14 protein-coding genes are annotated in these 17,084 nt (G+C 41.4%); 13 read left to right on the forward strand and 1 reads right to left on the reverse strand.

All coding sequences use genetic code 11. The features are described from left to right. The first annotated feature begins 764 nt into the window (after nucleotides 1-764). The 12 genes from ylqF to HED61_RS08555 all read left to right on the forward strand — a co-directional run bounded on the left by ylqF (nucleotide 765) and on the right by HED61_RS08555 (nucleotide 14,082). On the forward strand, nucleotides 765-1,634 hold the full coding sequence (ylqF, locus tag HED61_RS08500) for a ribosome biogenesis GTPase YlqF (protein ID WP_003126974.1): 870 nt from the start codon (nucleotides 765-767) through the stop codon (nucleotides 1,632-1,634). After that, entirely contained in the window at nucleotides 1,618-2,382 is a 765-nt protein-coding gene (locus HED61_RS08505) for a ribonuclease HII (RefSeq protein ID WP_219645303.1), read from the forward strand. The genes ylqF and HED61_RS08505 overlap by 17 nt, the downstream gene beginning before the upstream one ends. Before the next feature lie 64 nt (nucleotides 2,383-2,446). Beyond that, nucleotides 2,447-3,319 carry a DNA-processing protein DprA gene (dprA, locus tag HED61_RS08510; protein ID WP_113849900.1) on the forward strand — a complete coding sequence of 291 codons (873 nt, stop codon included), beginning with the start codon at nucleotides 2,447-2,449 and terminating at the stop codon, nucleotides 3,317-3,319. 144 nt (nucleotides 3,320-3,463) lie between these two features. Next, nucleotides 3,464-5,542, forward strand: coding sequence for a type I DNA topoisomerase (gene topA / locus HED61_RS08515; protein WP_103299915.1), 2,079 nt, complete (start codon nucleotides 3,464-3,466; stop codon nucleotides 5,540-5,542). Between the two features lie 236 nt (nucleotides 5,543-5,778). Further along, nucleotides 5,779-7,086, forward strand: coding sequence for an FADH(2)-oxidizing methylenetetrahydrofolate--tRNA-(uracil(54)-C(5))-methyltransferase TrmFO (gene trmFO, locus HED61_RS08520; RefSeq protein WP_003126978.1), 1,308 nt, complete (start codon nucleotides 5,779-5,781; stop codon nucleotides 7,084-7,086). A gap of 112 nt (nucleotides 7,087-7,198) precedes the next feature. Beyond that, nucleotides 7,199-7,624: a hypothetical protein gene (locus HED61_RS08525; protein WP_029486957.1), complete on the forward strand. Its 426-nt coding sequence runs from the start codon at nucleotides 7,199-7,201 to the stop codon at nucleotides 7,622-7,624. A 13-nt stretch (nucleotides 7,625-7,637) separates the two neighbouring features. Beyond that, nucleotides 7,638-9,089 carry a flotillin family protein gene (locus HED61_RS08530; RefSeq protein ID WP_113849899.1) on the forward strand — a complete coding sequence of 484 codons (1,452 nt, stop codon included), beginning with the start codon at nucleotides 7,638-7,640 and terminating at the stop codon, nucleotides 9,087-9,089. Between the two features lie 403 nt (nucleotides 9,090-9,492). Further along, nucleotides 9,493-10,410, forward strand: coding sequence for a tyrosine recombinase XerC (gene xerC / locus HED61_RS08535; protein WP_005472287.1), 918 nt, complete (start codon nucleotides 9,493-9,495; stop codon nucleotides 10,408-10,410). A 25-nt stretch (nucleotides 10,411-10,435) separates the two neighbouring features. Then, nucleotides 10,436-10,978 (forward strand): ATP-dependent protease subunit HslV, encoded by a 543-nt coding sequence (hslV, locus tag HED61_RS08540; protein WP_003126982.1) that lies wholly within the window; start codon nucleotides 10,436-10,438, stop codon nucleotides 10,976-10,978. A gap of 14 nt (nucleotides 10,979-10,992) precedes the next feature. Continuing rightward, nucleotides 10,993-12,390 (forward strand): ATP-dependent protease ATPase subunit HslU, encoded by a 1,398-nt coding sequence (hslU, locus tag HED61_RS08545; protein WP_005472293.1) that lies wholly within the window; start codon nucleotides 10,993-10,995, stop codon nucleotides 12,388-12,390. 13 nt (nucleotides 12,391-12,403) lie between these two features. Next, complete coding sequence (codY, locus tag HED61_RS08550; protein ID WP_003126985.1) at nucleotides 12,404-13,195, forward strand: GTP-sensing pleiotropic transcriptional regulator CodY; 792 nt, start codon at nucleotides 12,404-12,406, stop codon at nucleotides 13,193-13,195. An 11-nt stretch (nucleotides 13,196-13,206) separates the two neighbouring features. Beyond that, the gene (locus tag HED61_RS08555) at nucleotides 13,207-14,082 is read left to right on the forward strand and encodes an aldose 1-epimerase family protein (protein WP_113849898.1); all 876 of its coding nucleotides are present in this window, start codon (nucleotides 13,207-13,209) and stop codon (nucleotides 14,080-14,082) included. A 64-nt stretch (nucleotides 14,083-14,146) separates the two neighbouring features. Here the strand turns inward: HED61_RS08555 and plsY are convergent, their stop codons facing one another. Next, nucleotides 14,147-14,776: a glycerol-3-phosphate 1-O-acyltransferase PlsY gene (plsY, locus tag HED61_RS08560; RefSeq protein WP_003126987.1), complete on the reverse strand. Its 630-nt coding sequence runs from the start codon at nucleotides 14,774-14,776 to the stop codon at nucleotides 14,147-14,149. A gap of 278 nt (nucleotides 14,777-15,054) precedes the next feature. Between plsY and parE the strand changes: the two genes are divergently transcribed. Further along, on the forward strand, nucleotides 15,055-17,079 hold the full coding sequence (gene parE, locus HED61_RS08565; protein ID WP_003126988.1) for a DNA topoisomerase IV subunit B: 2,025 nt from the start codon (nucleotides 15,055-15,057) through the stop codon (nucleotides 17,077-17,079). Nucleotides 17,080-17,084 lie beyond the last annotated feature (5 nt).

Here is a 17,084-nt window from a genome sequence, read left to right on the forward strand (position 1 = left end):
CGATACATAGCTGCATTTCGTTTTATTTCTATTACTTATATATTCAAACGAGGTAGCCGCTTGCTTGAGCAAATGTGAAAAAAATGTTCTAGAAATAACGATAAAATTTTTTACAGTGTTGTAATTCTGTCAGACTTTTGGCATTTTTTCTTCAAAATTGATAAGATGATTTGAGTAAAAGACGTAAAATGAAGTATAATTTTAACTAGGCGGAAAATTGGTCTTTTTCTCAAAAAAAGTTGGCTTCCTACATCCTGACACTCAGCTAGCTACTTTTAGCTACTTTTAGCTACTTTTGACTACTTTTGGCTACTTTTTCCTGATTTTAGCTACTTTCACAAGCCAGCAAGTTCTCTTGGACTGACACTGAGTGACAGAATGAATTGAGCCGTGGGCCAAATCCCCTTATGGCATTTTTAAATTAGTCTGCCAAGTGATTCTAGTGAATGAATTAACAAGGAAAGGCTGTGGAATCAGCCAAATAATGGCATATAACAGAATAGTCAGCGTAGTTGGGCAGTTTTTGGCCATTCTTTGGATATTTGCTGGACTGTAAGAGCAGGTTGAATGAGCAAATCACCACTACAATACGCGTCTCATAGGTATAGTTGCAGGTGATTGGCAGGTAGTATTTCCAATTAAACCAATTCGTGTTAAAATGCGTAGGATACTCGGCAATCAGGAAATTTTCTCGATTCGTCCGATACTTTTAAGAGAAAGCCAAAACAATGTCTGAAAAAGACTGGTATGAAAGGAAATTAATTATGAGTACCATTCAATGGTTTCCAGGCCACATGGCCAAAGCAAAACGTGAAGTAAGCGAAAAACTAAAATTTGTCGACATCGTGTTTGAACTTGTAGATGCTCGTCTCCCCATTTCTTCAAGAAACCCCATGCTGGATCAAATTTTACAACAAAAGCCACGCTTGATCTTGATCAATAAAGCAGACTTGGCTGACCCTCAGCAAACAAAACTCTGGGAAGGCTATTTTAGAAAACAAGGTTTCTTAGCCATGGCGATCAATGCTCAGGATAGTCAAGGAATCAAAATGATCGTTCCTAAAGCAAAGGAAGTTCTGCAAGAAAAAATTGCTCGTGACAAAGCTCGTGGGCTCAAACCACGTCCGATAAGAGCAATGGTCATTGGGATTCCTAATGTAGGAAAATCAACATTGATGAATCGCTTAGTCGGCAAAAAAATTGCTCAGACTGGGAATAAACCAGGTGTTACCAAAGGGCAACAATGGTTGCGTTTTGGTACAGAATTGGAATTGCTGGATACACCAGGAATTCTCTGGCCTAAATTTGAAGATCCTGAGATTGGCAAAAAATTAGCTTTGACTGGCGCTATCAAAGATCAACTCATCCATTTAGATGATATTGCTTTGTTTGGGTTAGACTTTTTTGCTCGCTACTATGAAGGAAGAATTGCTCAGCGTTATTCACTTTCTGCGGAAGAAGAACAATGTCTAGCACCAGAACTATTGATGAAGATCACTGAAAAACGTGGCTACAAAGACAATTATGATCGCGGTAGTGAATTAGTCGTTTTTGATATTCGACAAGGGAAGCTGGGAAGGTACACATTAGATCGTTACGAGGAGTTAGGTGAAAAAGATGAAAGAGCCGATTAAAACTATCAAAGAGCGACTATTTGCCGAGGAGGTTGACCCGGCTTATGTGACTCAACTGATGGCAGACGAACGCTCTGGTGTCCAAAAGCTGATTACCAAGTATCAAAATCAGCAGCGTAAACAGCGACAAATGCAAGAAAAATATGCAGAAATGTCTGTATTTGAACAAGAACTCTATCAGAAAGGGCTTCGGTTTGTTGCCGGTTTAGATGAAGTCGGCCGGGGACCGTTAGCTGGGCCTGTAGTTGCCGCGGCAGTGGTTTTACCGAAGAATTGCGGGATCATTGGCTTGAATGATTCGAAACAACTTTCTGCGAAAAAAAGAGAAGAATTATTTATTGAGATCCAAAATAAAGCGGTAGCGATTGGCATCGGTATTGCAGATCATGAGGAAATAGATCGTGTGAACATTTATCAAGCCAGTAAGAATGCGATGAAACGAGCGCTAGCTGACTTATCGATTACACCAGAGCATTTATTGGTGGACGCTATGACGCTTGATACCGATATTCCTCAGACCAGTCTGATCAAAGGGGATGCGCGGTCGATCTCTATCGCTGCTGCAAGTATCATGGCTAAGGTATTTCGGGATAATTTAATGAAAGATTATCATGGTGTTTTTCCTCATTATGGATTTGATCAAAATGCTGGTTACGGTACGAAAACCCATTTAGAAGGATTAGCTACCCATGGGATTTGTCCTATCCATCGCAAAACGTTTGCACCAGTAAAACAGTATGTAAAATAATTCATCAAACAGCCTCATTTTTACGAATCTTATTAGTGAGATTCTTTAGAAATGAGGTTGTTTTATGTACTTTCAGGAATGTACGCCCTTCGATAAAATCCTCCTTCGCTTGTCATTTGTACAAGGAGTCGGTATTCAAAGTCAGTGGCAGGTGGTCAAAGGCTGCCTCGCACAAGAAAATTGGACTATAACGGCTGAAGAAGTTATTCAAATGACAGGGATCACACGCAATATTCGTCGTTTTCAACAGTCGTGGCATCAGTTGACAGAGAGTGACTTAGCGGAAAAAATGGCCGACCAGTCATTTATCACCTTTTTTTCAAAAGACTACCCACCTGCACTGAGAAAAATCGCTGATCCACCATTGATCCTCTTTTACGAAGGGAATCTGGCATTACTCCAAAAGCCTTCACTGGCTGTTGTCGGTGCTAGACAAGCGACAAGCTACGGTCAGCAGATTTGTAGAAAAATCATTCCGGAACTAGTGAAAAAGAAGTACTTGATCGTTAGCGGCCTTGCCCAGGGATTAGATAGTTTCGCCCATGAAGCAGCGATTGAAAGTGGTGGACAAACCATTGCAGTTATAGGAACGGGACTGGATCAGTGTTATCCTAAGAGTTCGCAACGTCTTTATTCTCAGATCAAGCAGGAACATTTGCTGGTTAGTGAATATTCGCGAGGAACATTGCCGCATAAACATCATTTTCCCATGCGGAATCGACTGATTGCGGGAATCGCACAGGCAGTTTGTGTGATTGAAGCCAAAGAAAAGAGTGGCTCTTTGATTACTGCACAGTTGGCTTTAGAAAATGGGAAGGATGTATTTGCCGTGCCTGGAGAAGCTTTGACCGATCGATCAAAGGGGTGTCATCAGTTGATTCAAGATGGAGCAAAATGCACGCTGACAGCAGAAGATATCTTAGAAGAATTGCCTTAGGCTTTTGAACTTATGATGATCCTTTCTTGACAAAACTTTTTCTGAAAGCTATGATAAGCTACGATTTGGATGTTTGGAAAGCAAGTGGATTGTTTGCCGAATATATTATAGTAGGAAAAAATGAAGGAAGGAGCCATTTTTTATATGGCATATAAATATCTAGTGATCGTGGAGTCGCCAGCAAAGGCGAAAACCATTGAAAAATACCTCGGGCGCAACTATAAAGTTGTTGCGAGTGTTGGACATATTCGTGATTTGCCGAAAAGCAAAATGGGCATTGACGTCGAAAATGACTATGAACCTCATTACATCTCGATTCGCGGCAAAGGCGATGTCATCAAGAGCCTTCGTTCTGCAGCTAAAAAAGCAGAAAAAGTTTATCTCGCAAGTGACCCGGATAGAGAAGGGGAAGCTATTGCTTGGCATTTAGCTTTCTTGCTAGGACTAGATTTAAAAGAAAAGAACCGGGTCGTTTTTAATGAAATCACAAAAGATGCAGTTAAAGCTGCGTTCAAAGAACCTCGTACGATTGATGTCGATTTAGTAGATGCGCAGCAAGCTCGTCGGGTGTTGGACCGTCTGGTAGGTTATTCGATCAGTCCAATTTTATGGCGCAAAGTCAAAAAAGGATTGAGTGCGGGCCGTGTTCAGTCAGTAGCATTGAAAATCATCATTGATCGCGAAAAAGAAATCCGCGAGTTTATACCTGAAGAATACTGGAGTATCGATGGCAACTTTAAAAAAGCAACGAAAAAGTTCAAGGCGGCTTTCTGGGGGCTAGATGGTAAAAAGAAAAAACTACCAAACGCTGAAAGCATCAAAGAAGTGACCGATCGTTTAGATGGCAAAGATTACCAAGTGACCAAGGTAGAAAAGAAAGAACGAAAACGCAATCCTTCGGCTCCTTTTACAACCAGCAGTCTTCAACAAGAGGCAGCCCGCAAATTGAATTTCCGTACACGTAAAACAATGATGGTAGCCCAACAGCTTTATGAAGGAATCCCATTAGGCAAGCAAGGAACGGTGGGGTTGATCACCTATATGCGTACCGATTCTACACGGATCGCGGATACAGCTAAAGGAGAAGCGGCGGAATTCATCGAAACAACCTATGGCTCAGCTTTTTCAGCTCATGGTGGCAAGAAAATCAAGAATGCGCAAGGGGCGCAAGATGCCCACGAGGCTGTACGTCCTACAAGCGTCATGCGTACACCAGAAGAAATGGAAAAGTACTTGGACAAAGATCAGTTGAAACTCTATCGCTTGATTTGGTCTCGTTTTGTAGCCAGCCAAATGACCCCTGCGATTTTGGATACAATGAAAGTGACGCTACAGCAGAATGGCGTCATATTCATAGCTAACGGATCCAAAATCAAATTTAAAGGATTCATGCAAGTGTATGTTGAGGGACGAGATGACGGCAAAGAAGACAAAGAGAATATTTTGCCGGAATTAAATGAAGGGGACGTTGTTCAGTCGATCTCTATCGAACCAAAACAACACTTCACACAACCACCTGCTCGTTTTAGCGAAGCAACGTTGATCAAAACTTTAGAAGAAAATGGTGTAGGGCGTCCATCGACTTATGCACCAACTTTAGAAACGATCCAACGGCGCTATTACGTTAAATTAACTCAAAAACGTTTTGAACCAACTGAATTGGGAGAAATCGTTAATTCGTTGATCGAGGAATTCTTCCCTCAAATCGTCGATACCCATTTCACAGCCGAGATGGAAAGCAGCTTAGACAGTATTGAAGCGGGCAAACAAGAATGGATCAAAGTCGTGGACCAATTCTATCGACCATTTGAAAAAGAATTATCCAATGCGGAAGAAAATATTGAGAAAATCCAGATAAAAGATGAACCCGCTGGCTTCGATTGCGATATTTGCGGTCATCCAATGGTCATCAAGCTAGGTCGTTATGGAAAATTTTATGCTTGTAGCAATTTTCCAGATTGTCGAAATACAAAACCGATCGTCAAAGAAATCGGAGTGGAATGTCCAGTTTGTCACCAAGGACAAGTTGTTGAAAGAAAATCCAAGAAGAACCGAATTTTCTTTGGCTGCACACGTTATCCAGAATGTGACTTTACGTCATGGGATAAACCAGTAGGCAGAAACTGTCCAAAATGTGACAACTATTTGGTTGAAAAGAAAGTCAAAGGCGGCAAGCAAGTCGTTTGTATCAAAGGTGATTATGAGGAAGATGTTCAAAAGTAAGCTATCGATCGTTTTTGACCTCTCAATAAAAAAATGAAGTGAGCGCAAGAAGTATCTGCTGAGAGACAGCAGACTTCTGCGTTCCTTTTCAAAAAACAGAGCTGTGACACAAGGAATAGAATAAAAAATAAGCAGAGACAAACGGTGATCTGAAGATCAGCATCTGCCAATGTAAGGGTTATTTTTTGTTTTGATGACTTTTGGCACAGACTCTTTTACTATAAAGGAGACGAAGTATGAAAAAAATCAATGTAATTGGTGCTGGATTAGCAGGAAGCGAAGCTGCTTGGCAAGCTGCTGAGGCAGGAGTGGCTGTCAATTTGTATGAAATGCGTCCTAAGAAAACGACAGAAGCCCATCATACGAATAATTTTGCGGAACTTGTTTGTACAAATTCTCTTAGAGGAAACAATTTAACCAATGCAGTAGGTGTTTTGAAAGAAGAAATGCGCCGCTTGAATTCGGTTATTATCTCTTCGGCCGATCAGACAGCGGTTCCGGCTGGTGGTGCACTAGCCGTTGATCGGGACGATTTTTCTGAATTAGTTACAAAGCGGGTGAAAGAACATCCGTTGGTAACAGTGATCGAAGAAGAGATCACCGAAATCCCAGAAGGAATTACGGTAATCGCTACTGGACCATTGACTTCAGAACCGTTATCCAAGGCGATTCAAGCATTCAATGGGTCGGAAGGCTTCTATTTCTATGATGCCGCGGCGCCAATCATTGATAAATCAACTATTGATATGGATAAAGTTTACTTGAAATCACGATACGACAAAGGAGAAGCAGCATACCTGAATTGTCCGATGAACGAAGAAGAATTTTATGCCTTTCGTGAAGCCTTGGTAAATGCCGAAGTCGCTCCTTTGAAAGAGTTTGAAAAAGAGAAATTCTTTGAAGGCTGTATGCCAATTGAAGTGATGGCCTCTCGTGGTCCAAAGACGATGTTGTTTGGACCAATGAAACCTGTTGGTTTGGAAGATCCTAAGACAGGCAAACGGCCTTATGCAGTGATCCAATTGCGTCAAGATAACGCTGCTGCCTCGTTGTACAACATTGTAGGTTTCCAAACGCATCTAAAATGGGGAGAACAAAAACGGGTCTTTCGGATGATCCCTGGTTTAGAGCAAGCTGAATTTGTCCGCTATGGTGTAATGCATCGGAATAGTTTTATGAACTCGCCAGAACTTCTGCAACAAACCTATCAATCTCGCAAACGTGATGACTTGTTTTTTGCTGGTCAAATGACAGGAGTAGAAGGGTATGTTGAAAGTGCGGCTAGCGGTCTAGTAGCTGGAATCAATGCAGCAAAACTTGCAAAAGGGGAAGAACCAATCATCTTTCCGCAGGAAACAACAATCGGCAGCATGGCGTATTACATTACGCATGCAGAAGGCAAACATTTCCAACCAATGAATGCCAATTTTGGCTTGCTTCCTGAACTGCCCGAACGAATCAAAGATAAAAAATCCCGTTATGAGGCATTGGCTAATCGTGCGCTTACAGCTTTAGAGGCTGCCAAAGAAACAGTTGCAAATTAATTGTCGAAAACTTTCTCACGAGAAATTGTTGAGAAAGTTTTTTTTTGAATTGTCTTGAAACTTGGTAGCGGTTATCATATGATTAACAGTAACAATAGCGAAGGTGGTGACGATCGTGATTGGGGAATGGGTCACATTGCTTCAAGAATATCTGCAGCAGTTTCCATCTTATATTCAAATAGTGGGCTGGCTGATTGTACTATTTGTTTTGATATTTGCCGTTTTTCTGCTTTTCAGTTTGTTGCTAGGCCCGTTTATGTGGCTTTTCAATCGATTGACAGATAAAAATCGCAGCAATGTTCTTGGTCATGAAGATTTTTTGATTGGTGAATTGACAGAAAAGATCGTCGGAAATACCCTCGGTGAAGTGATGGAGATTGGCAGTAAGACAGCGCGTTCTGTTTATCCGGCAAAGTTCTATAAAGAAGAGGATATTCGGGAAAAGCGAGAATTACCAGTCGGAACCAAAGTGATTATTGTTGATTTTGACAAAAAAGGTATTGCTTTAGTGGTAGAAAACCACAATTTTATTGAATAGGGAGTGTTGGAAAATGTTAGATACAGGGAATGCATTAGATTTTTTAAGTAATCCAATTTTATGGATCATCGTTTTAGTCGTGTTATTGATCGCATTTTTAATGATTCGTTACCGAATCGGCAAGCCAGATGAAGCGTTGATCGTAACGGGGTCATTTTTAGGTAAAGAAGGCATCAAGATTTTAAAAAATAGCGGAACATTCGTGATCCCAATTGTTCAAAAAGCACATAAATTGAGTTTACTGACGCATAAACTTGAAATTGGCACACCAGAAGTTTATACCGAACAAGGGGTACCGATCAAAGCAAGCGCGACGGTTTTAGTTAAAGTTGGTAACAGTACGGAATCGATCAAAACAGCTGCCGAACAATACTTAGGCAAATCAACCGGCGAGTTGGAAGATGAAGCACAAGAAGTACTGGAAGGCCACTTGCGGGCGATTCTAGGGACAATGACCGTTGAAGCAATTTACAAAAATCGAGATGATTTTGCGGAACAAGTGCAAGAAGTCGCATCTACCGACTTGAAAAAAATGGGATTAGAGATCGTTTCATTTACGATCAAAGATGTTAGTGACAGTAACGGCTACTTAGATGCCTTAGGACGACCGCAGATTGCTGAAGTGAAGAAGAATGCAGAAGTTGCAGAATCAAATGCATTAAGAGAAACACGAATCAAGCAAGCCGAAAATGAACAGTTGGCACAGCACGAGGAAATTCGTCGCCAAACGGAAATCGCAGAAGCAACGAAAGATATGGCATTGAAACAAGCACAATACAAACAAGAACGGGAAGTAGCAGATGCTAAAGCAGAACAGATTGCTGTGGGCGAAAAAATGAAAGTCCAATTGATCGAACAAGAAAAGAACATCGAGATCCAAGAAAAGCAAGCTGAACTGACGGAAAAAGAATTGAATGCTACAGTCCGTAAAAAAGCAGAAGCCGATAAATATGTTGTAGAACAAAATGCCTTGGCAGATAAAGCAAGAGAAATTGCTCGTGCCCAAGCAGAGGCTGAAAAAGTGAAACTAGCTGCCCAAGCAGAAGCAGAGAGAATCGAAAAACTCGGTTCGGCAGATGCTGAAAGAATCGCTAAAGTCGGTCAAGCAGAAGCCGAAAGTCGCGAAAAAATGGCGATTGCTTTAACTAAACTGAATGAAGCAGGTATTTTGATGGAATTCATCAAAGTATTGCCTGAAATTGCCAAAGAAGTTAATGCGCCACTTAGCAACATCGATAAAGTGGTCAGCTTTGGAGGCAACGACGGACTCCACGACATGGGAGAAGCCGGCTTGGCACGGACATTTGATACTATCAAAGAAACAACTGGCCTCGATTTAGTCAATCTCATTAATCAAACCATGTCTACTAAACAAGGAAACAAAGAGTTAGTAGCAGCCATCGAAAGCCAAAAGCCAGTAGAAAATCAACCAAACACAGACAATGACACCCAACCAATCGAATAACCCAAACAACGCACTCAAACGAGTGCGTTTTTGCTGCGAATCACAACGAGTGGCTTGCGAAGCAAGGCAGAGTTGATGATGAGCAGCGGCGAGCAAAGCGAGGGTAGCAACCTTGATAGAATTTTCTACGGCTGACTCTGGAAAGAGTGGAACGCAAGTTCTACTTAGTTCACAGTGAGAAGCAACTGTAGGCAAAGCATATGCCAAGTTGAATTTGGGGCAAATCCTTCGCAAGTTTTCGTGTAAATCATAACAATCAAAAAAAGCTTCGAGAAACCTGCGGATCTTTTCTAAATTCTCCCTTAAAGAATTTTCATAATTATGTCTAAACTTTGAAATATTGGTTAAATTCTGACAATTCGTTTGTTTTTTTTAAAACTCTATGATACAGTTATTTCGAGTCATGAAATGGGGGATTAGTTTGCCGGAGAACGAACTTCAAAATGATTTTTTTCGTTATCTAATTGTTGAACGAGGCTATTCTGATAAGACCAAGTCTGCTTACCAAGAAGACATGGAGGATTTCTTTCGTTTTTTAAAAGAGTCTGGCAATGAAGACTTTCTTGCCATTGATCACCGTGACGTCAGAGTATACCTTAGTTTTTTGAATGAGCGCAATTACAGTCGCAATTCGATCAGCCGTAAAATGGCCAGTTTGCGGTCGTTCTATCACTTTTTAACGAAACACGAAGTCATTAAAGAAAATCCATTCGCTTATATTCACTTAAAGAAAAAGAACGCAAAATTACCGCGTTTTTTTTATGAAAAAGAAATGGAGGCACTTTTTGAAAGTGTAAAAGGGCACGAACCTTTGCAGCAACGAAATCGAGCTTTGTTGGAGATCCTGTATGGATCCGGACTGCGGGTCAGCGAATGCAGCAACCTAACCTTGTCAGACGTTGATTGGGAGAATGGTGTATTGTTGATCCATGGGAAAGGAAACAAGGATCGTTATGTTCCTTTTGGCAGCTATGCGCAAGAAGCGTTGCGAGACTATGTCTCAGCTGGACGCCAACAGTTGATGGAGAAACACCACAAACGGCATGAGATTGTTTTCGTCAATCATTTAGGTGACGGAATCACAGCGACGGGGATTGAGTATGTGTTGAATCAAATCATTCGCAAAAGTAGTTTGGACAGCAAGATCCACCCCCACATGTTGAGGCACACATTTGCCACTCACTTATTAAATCACGGGGCTGATATGCGGACCGTTCAAGAATTGTTAGGCCATGCCAACTTATCTACGACGCAGATCTATGCCCATGTCACAAAAGATAGCTTGCAAAAAAATTACCGCCAATTTCATCCAAGAGCTTAAAAATTGGCGACAGGAGGAAAGAATTATGAAATCACCTTTTCATTCAACAACGATTTGTGCTGTTGAAAAAGATGGCAAATTCGCAATGGCCGGAGATGGTCAAGTAACAATGGGAGAACAAGTCGTCATGAAGGGGACGGCACGCAAAGTACGCCGAATCTATAACGGTGAAGTCGTAGTTGGATTTGCTGGAAGTGTGGCAGATGCTTTCACACTGGAAGAAAAATTTGAAGGAAAACTCAATGAATACAACGGCAACTTACAACGTGCTGCTGTTGAGTTAGCACAAGAATGGCGGACACAGCAATCGATGCAGAAACTAGAAGCAATGCTGATCGTGATGAATCAGGAAGAAATGCTCTTGGTTTCTGGGACAGGAGAAGTCATTTCACCAGATGAAGGGATTTTGGCTATCGGTTCTGGCGGCAATTATGCACTCGCTGCAGCTAGAGCGATGAAACGTTACGGCGGTGATCTTTCTGCAAAAGAAATTGCTGAAGGAGCATTGAATATCGCCGCTGATATTTGTGTCTTTACCAATCACAACATTATTGTTGAAGAGTTTTAAAGAGGGATGAAGCTATGACAAATCAAAATATATCACCAAAAGAAATCGTCAAAGAATTAGATCAATACATTGTTGGCCAAACTAGTGCCAAGAAATCTGTTGCAGTAGCTTTACGTAATCGCTACCGTCGTCTCCAGTTGGATGAGAAAATGCAGCAAGATGTGACGCCGAAGAATATTTTAATGATCGGACCGACTGGTGTCGGAAAAACAGAAATTGCTCGTCGATTAGCGAAGATCGTTGATGCGCCTTTCGTTAAATTAGAAGCAACTAAGTTCACCGAAGTCGGTTATGTCGGACGTGACGTGGAATCAATGATTCGGGATCTTGTGGAAAATGCCATCCAGATCGTAAAAAAAGAGCAATACAAAAACGTTCGGCTGCAGGCAGAAAAGAAAGCCAATCGTCGACTGGTTAAAGTACTGGTACCTGGAATCAAAAAAGAGCAAAAGAAATCTGCGAATCCATATGAACAAATGATGAATATGTTCAATCCTGGGCAGCAGGCAGAAGAACCAAAAGAAGAACTGACGGACGAAATCCGCAGCAACCGTCAAGCCATTTATGAGCAATTAGAAAAAGGCTTATTGGACAATCGTGAAGTAACGATCCAGGTGGATGAACCAAAAACACAGTCACCAATGATGAACAATGGATTGGAACAAATGGGGATCGATTTGAATGAAACATTAGGTGCATTGAAACCGCAAAAGAAAATCGAACGGACAGTAACGGTAAAAGAAGCTCGAGAATTATTGATCCAAGAGGAATCTTCAAAATTAGTGAATGATGCGGATATCCATAGTGCGGCATTGCGTTTAGCCGAATCTAGCGGGATCATCTTCCTTGATGAAATCGATAAGATCACATCAAAATCGCAACAATCAGGCGAAGTTTCTCGTGAAGGTGTGCAACGGGATATTTTACCGATCGTAGAAGGATCACAAGTCAACACGAAATACGGCCCTTTACAAACCGACCATATCCTATTCATTGCTTCAGGTGCCTTTCATTTGTCAAAACCAAGTGATTTGATCCCTGAATTACAAGGACGCTTCCCGATTCGTGTAGAACTTGATGATTTAACGAAAGAAGACTTTGTCAAGATCCTGACGGAGCCAAACAATGCTTTGATCAAGCAGTATATTGCCTTGTTGGGAACAGAGAATGTGACAGTCACTTTTACGCTGGAAGCAATCCAAAAAATTGCGGAAATTGCCTTTCAAGTGAATCGCGATACAGATAACATTGGCGCCCGTCGCTTACACACAATTCTAGAAAAGTTACTTGAAGACTTATTGTTTGAAGCATCCGACATGCAAATGGGAGAAATCACTATTACAGAAGCGTACGTTGAAGACAAACTTGCTTCTATTGCCAAAGATGAAGACCTAAGCCGGTATATTTTATAAAGGGAGAGAACCAATGAAAACACTTTTAGAAAAGACACGACAAATCAATGAATTACTGCAACAAAAAAATACCTTCAATCTGGCATCTGATTTGCCTTATGATAAAATGGCGGTTATTTTAGGTGACATACTCGATAGCAATGCTTATATTATCAGTAGTGACGGTAGTGTGTTGGGATTCGTTGAGACGCATGATGTCAACAATGAACGTATCAAAAAGATGTTTGTAGAAAAACAGTTTCCTAAAAATTATACAAGTTTAGTAGATAATTTATCTTCGACAGAAGCAAATGTTCCCATCAGCAACGATATGACTGCTTTTCCTATTGAGATGCGGGAGTTATATCCGAATGGTTTAACAACAATCGTGCCCATTTATGGTGCAGGCGAACGGTTGGGCACGATCATTTTGTCTCGGATCGAAAAAACGTTCGATGACGATGATCTAGTCTTAGCAGAATACAGTGCAACTGTAGTTGGCATGCAGTTTCTTTATCAAAAATCCCGCAATATCGAAGAAGACGTTCGTAGTGCGACTGCCGTACAAATGGCGATCAATACACTGTCATACAGCGAATTGAAAGCTGTCCAAGCGATTTTTGAAGCATTAGAAGGGGATGAAGGACGTTTGACCGCTTCTAGTATTGCGGATCGAATCGGTATTACACGTTCTGTTATTGTAAATGCATTGCGCAAACTGGAATCAGCAGGTATTATTGAGTCACGTTCCTTGGGAATGAAAGGAACTTATTTAAAAGTGTTGAATAGTCGTTTCAAAGAGGAATTGAACAAACATCAATATTAGGAGATGGCGATATGACAGTTACGATCAGCGCAGGGCATTTGCAGGCAACAATTGCCGAAAAAGGAGCCGAACTGCAAAGTTTGATTGATGTGAATACCAACTTAGAATATATTTGGCAAGCTGATCCTGCACATTGGGGAAAGCATGCACCAATCTTATTTCCGATAGTGGGTGCGTTGAAGGACAATCAATACCGCTACAAAGGTGAAACGTATCATCTGCCACGGCATGGTTTTGCTCGAGACATGATGTTTGAAGTCGTGGAGCACAAAGTAGATTATGTTCGTTTACTACTAGCTAGCAGTGAGGAGACAAAGAGCAACTATCCCTTTGATTTTCAGTTGTTTGTTAGTTACGAATTAGGTGGAGACGGTCTTGTAGTCAAGTATCAAGTCGTAAATGATAGTCAGGAAGACATGTTCTTCTCTATCGGTGGTCATCCTGCATTCAATGTACCGTTAGGAGAGGATAATGTATTTGAAGATTTTTATCTCACATTCTCACCTAAGAAATCTCGTGTAAAATTGCCGTTGGTAGGCAATTATATCGATCTGGAGCAGCGGACATTGGGACAAACGAACACTGATCTACGGTTGACTCATGAGATGTTTAAGAACGATGCCTTGATTTATGAAACGAAAGGGTTGAATTCATTTTCGATCCGCAGTGAAAAATCTCCTCACAGTGTGACATTGAGCTATAATAATATGCCTTACGTTGGCTTTTGGACGACTTATCCAGTAGAATCTCCTTTTTTATGTATTGAGCCATGGGTAGGTATTGCAGATACCTTAGAGACTAGTGGCGAACTACATGAAAAAACAGGAATCCAACGCTTGGCAGCCAACGAGCAATTTGAAACGAAATATTCGATCACAGTTAAGTAAGCCTATGTGAATAAGAAAAAAAGAAGCTGGGACGAAAGTCATGAATGACTTTTCCCAGCTTCTCCTATTCTTTTTTATTAAGACCAAAAGAGATACGGCTCTCTGTGCCGTCTTTGATCCGCTTGATATTTTCACGATGACGGATAAAAATAAAACAGGTGACACCAATTGCGATACACGTCAATAACCAATTTTGTTTTGGTAAAATCATTGGTGCGACATAAGGCAATAGGATTGTCGACAAAGTGATCAAGCAGGCTGCAATCATACTTGTCAGGCTGACCATGCTGGTTATGAACAAACAAATCACAAAAATAAGCGCTGAATAAATGAAGAAAATTGGATTGTAGCCTAAAAGCATGCCTGCGCTGGTCGCCACCGCTTTCCCGCCTTTGAACTTGGCAAAAATTGGAAACGTGTGACCTAGAATAGCACAAACACCAAACCAAAGAGGATTGATTGTTGTGACTGAAAAGATCGCCGGCAAACAAGTAGCCAAGGTACCTTTCAGAATATCCATCAATAAAACAATGACGCCAGCTGATTTGCCAAGAACACGAAAGGTATTCGTAGTTCCTGTATTCCCGCTGCCAAATTGGCGAATGTCTTTTTTGAAGAATAGCTGACCGATCCAGACACCAGAGGGAATCGAACCGAGCAAATAAGCAATAAATAGTAACAGAATCGTCTTCATGATAACCCACTTTCCTTGAAAGTCTAGAGCAATTTTAGCATGAAACCGTCGCAGCAACAATAAGAAAATACTGAAGCTATGGATAAACGAGCAATGATAGATGGATCATCCAAAAGCTAAAAGTGACTTTGCCTTGTCGAACGGTAGGAAAAAGGATAAGATAGTTTAGAAAAATGTTCGCTTGAAAAAAGCCGATTTTATGTTAAGATTTTTTTTGCGAATCATTCATGTTGGGTTTCCGCGGAAACCCACTTAATTTAGTTAAAGGAGCGGTGGCTTTGGCAAAGAAAACCACAGAGTATAATGATGCCTCGATACAAGTCCTAGAAGGCTTGGAGGCAGTGAGAAAGCGACCTGGTATGTATATCGGATCGACTGACGGCCGAGGCTTGCACCATTTGGTCTACGAAATCGTTGATAATGCGGTCGACGAAGCACTATCAGGATTCGGGAATGAAATTGATGTCACTATCCACAAAGACAATAGTATCAGTGTGCGAGACAATGGTCGTGGAATGCCGGTGGGAATGCATGCTTCAGGAATCCCAACAGTCGAAGTCATCTTTACTGTACTGCATGCTGGCGGCAAATTTGGCCAAGGGGGCTATAAGACATCAGGCGGACTCCACGGAGTGGGTGCCAGTGTCGTAAATGCGCTATCAAGCTGGCTAGAAGTTTCTATCGTACGAGATGGTATCGAATACCAAGAGAAATTCAAAGATGGTGGCAAACCTGACGGTACATTGAAAAAAATCGGAAAGACGCGGAAAGCAACTGGAACAACCGTACGTTTCAAGCCGGATGACACGATTTTTACAACAACGAAATTTTCTTATGACACGTTAGCAGAACGATTGCGAGAATCAGCTTTCTTATTAAGAGGAGTGAAAATCACCCTAACAGATGAGCGGGCTGAATTGCAGCAAGAGGTCTTTTTATTTGAAGAAGGAATCAAAGAGTTTGTTGATTATTTAAACGAAGAAAAAGATACATTGACGCCTGTTGTGTATTTTTCTGGCACAAAAGAAGCAATCGAAGTGGAAGTTGCTTTCCAATATAATGATGGGTATTCCGAAAATGTCCTATCATTTGTAAATAACGTGCGTACGAAAGACGGCGGTACCCATGAAGTGGGAATGAAGATCTCTATGACTAAAGCTTTCAATGAATATGCTCGAAAGGTCGGCCTGCTGAAAGAAAAGGACAAAAATCTGGAAGGCAGTGATTTTCGGGAAGGTTTAGCGGCAGTTCTGTCGATTCGGGTACCAGAGAATCTGCTTCAATTTGAAGGTCAAACAAAAGAAAAACTAGGAACGCCGATCGCACGAAATGCGGTAGACAATGTGATTGGTGAACAACTGGGTTATTACTTGCAAGAAAATAGCGAGATGAGCCAAATGCTTGTCCGTAAAGCCATCAAGGCTCGGGAAGCGCGGGAAGCTGCTCGGAAAGCACGAGAAGAAAGCCGCAGTGGGAAAAAACGCAAAAAGGGCGAATCGTTGTTATCTGGAAAATTGACACCAGCCCAGTCTCGTAATCCGAAAAAAAATGAGTTGTACTTAGTCGAAGGAGACTCGGCTGGTGGATCAGCCAAACAAGGCCGAGACCGTAAGTTTCAAGCAATTCTTCCGTTACGTGGAAAAGTCATCAATACCGAGAAAGCCAAAATGCAAGACATTTTGAAAAATGAAGAAATCAATACTATGATCTACACGATCGGCGCAGGCGTTGGTCCAGAATTTTCGATCGAAGACTGCAATTATGACAAAGTGATCATCATGACCGATGCAGATACAGATGGTGCTCATATCCAAGTCTTGTTGCTGACCTTCTTTTATCGCTATATGAAACCATTGATCGAAGCTGGCAAAGTTTATATTGCATTGCCGCCTTTGTACAAAGTTTCAAAAGGCCTAGGCAAAAAAGCCGTAGTTGAATATGCCTGGACAGATGACGAATTAAACGCGGTGACCAAAAAAATTGGTAAAGGCTATATGCTGCAACGGTACAAAGGGTTAGGTGAGATGAATGCAGATCAACTTTGGGAGACAACGATGGACCCAGAAACAAGAACATTGATCCGTGTTCGAATCGATGATGCGGCACAAGCGGAACGACGGGTTACTACATTGATGGGTGATAAAGTAGAACCGCGGCGGAAGTGGATCGAAAGCCATGTCCAATTCAGCTTGGAAGAAGACGGCAGTATTTTAGAGAAAAAAGAAGAGACGATCCCTGGATTGGTCGAAGAAAAATTACAAGAAGCTGAGCAAATTTCAGCAATCAGCTTGTCTGAGGATTAGGAGGG

It is taken from the genome of Enterococcus gallinarum, from assembly GCF_021496385.1.
Lineage (GTDB): Bacteria > Bacillota > Bacilli > Lactobacillales > Enterococcaceae > Enterococcus_D > Enterococcus_D gallinarum.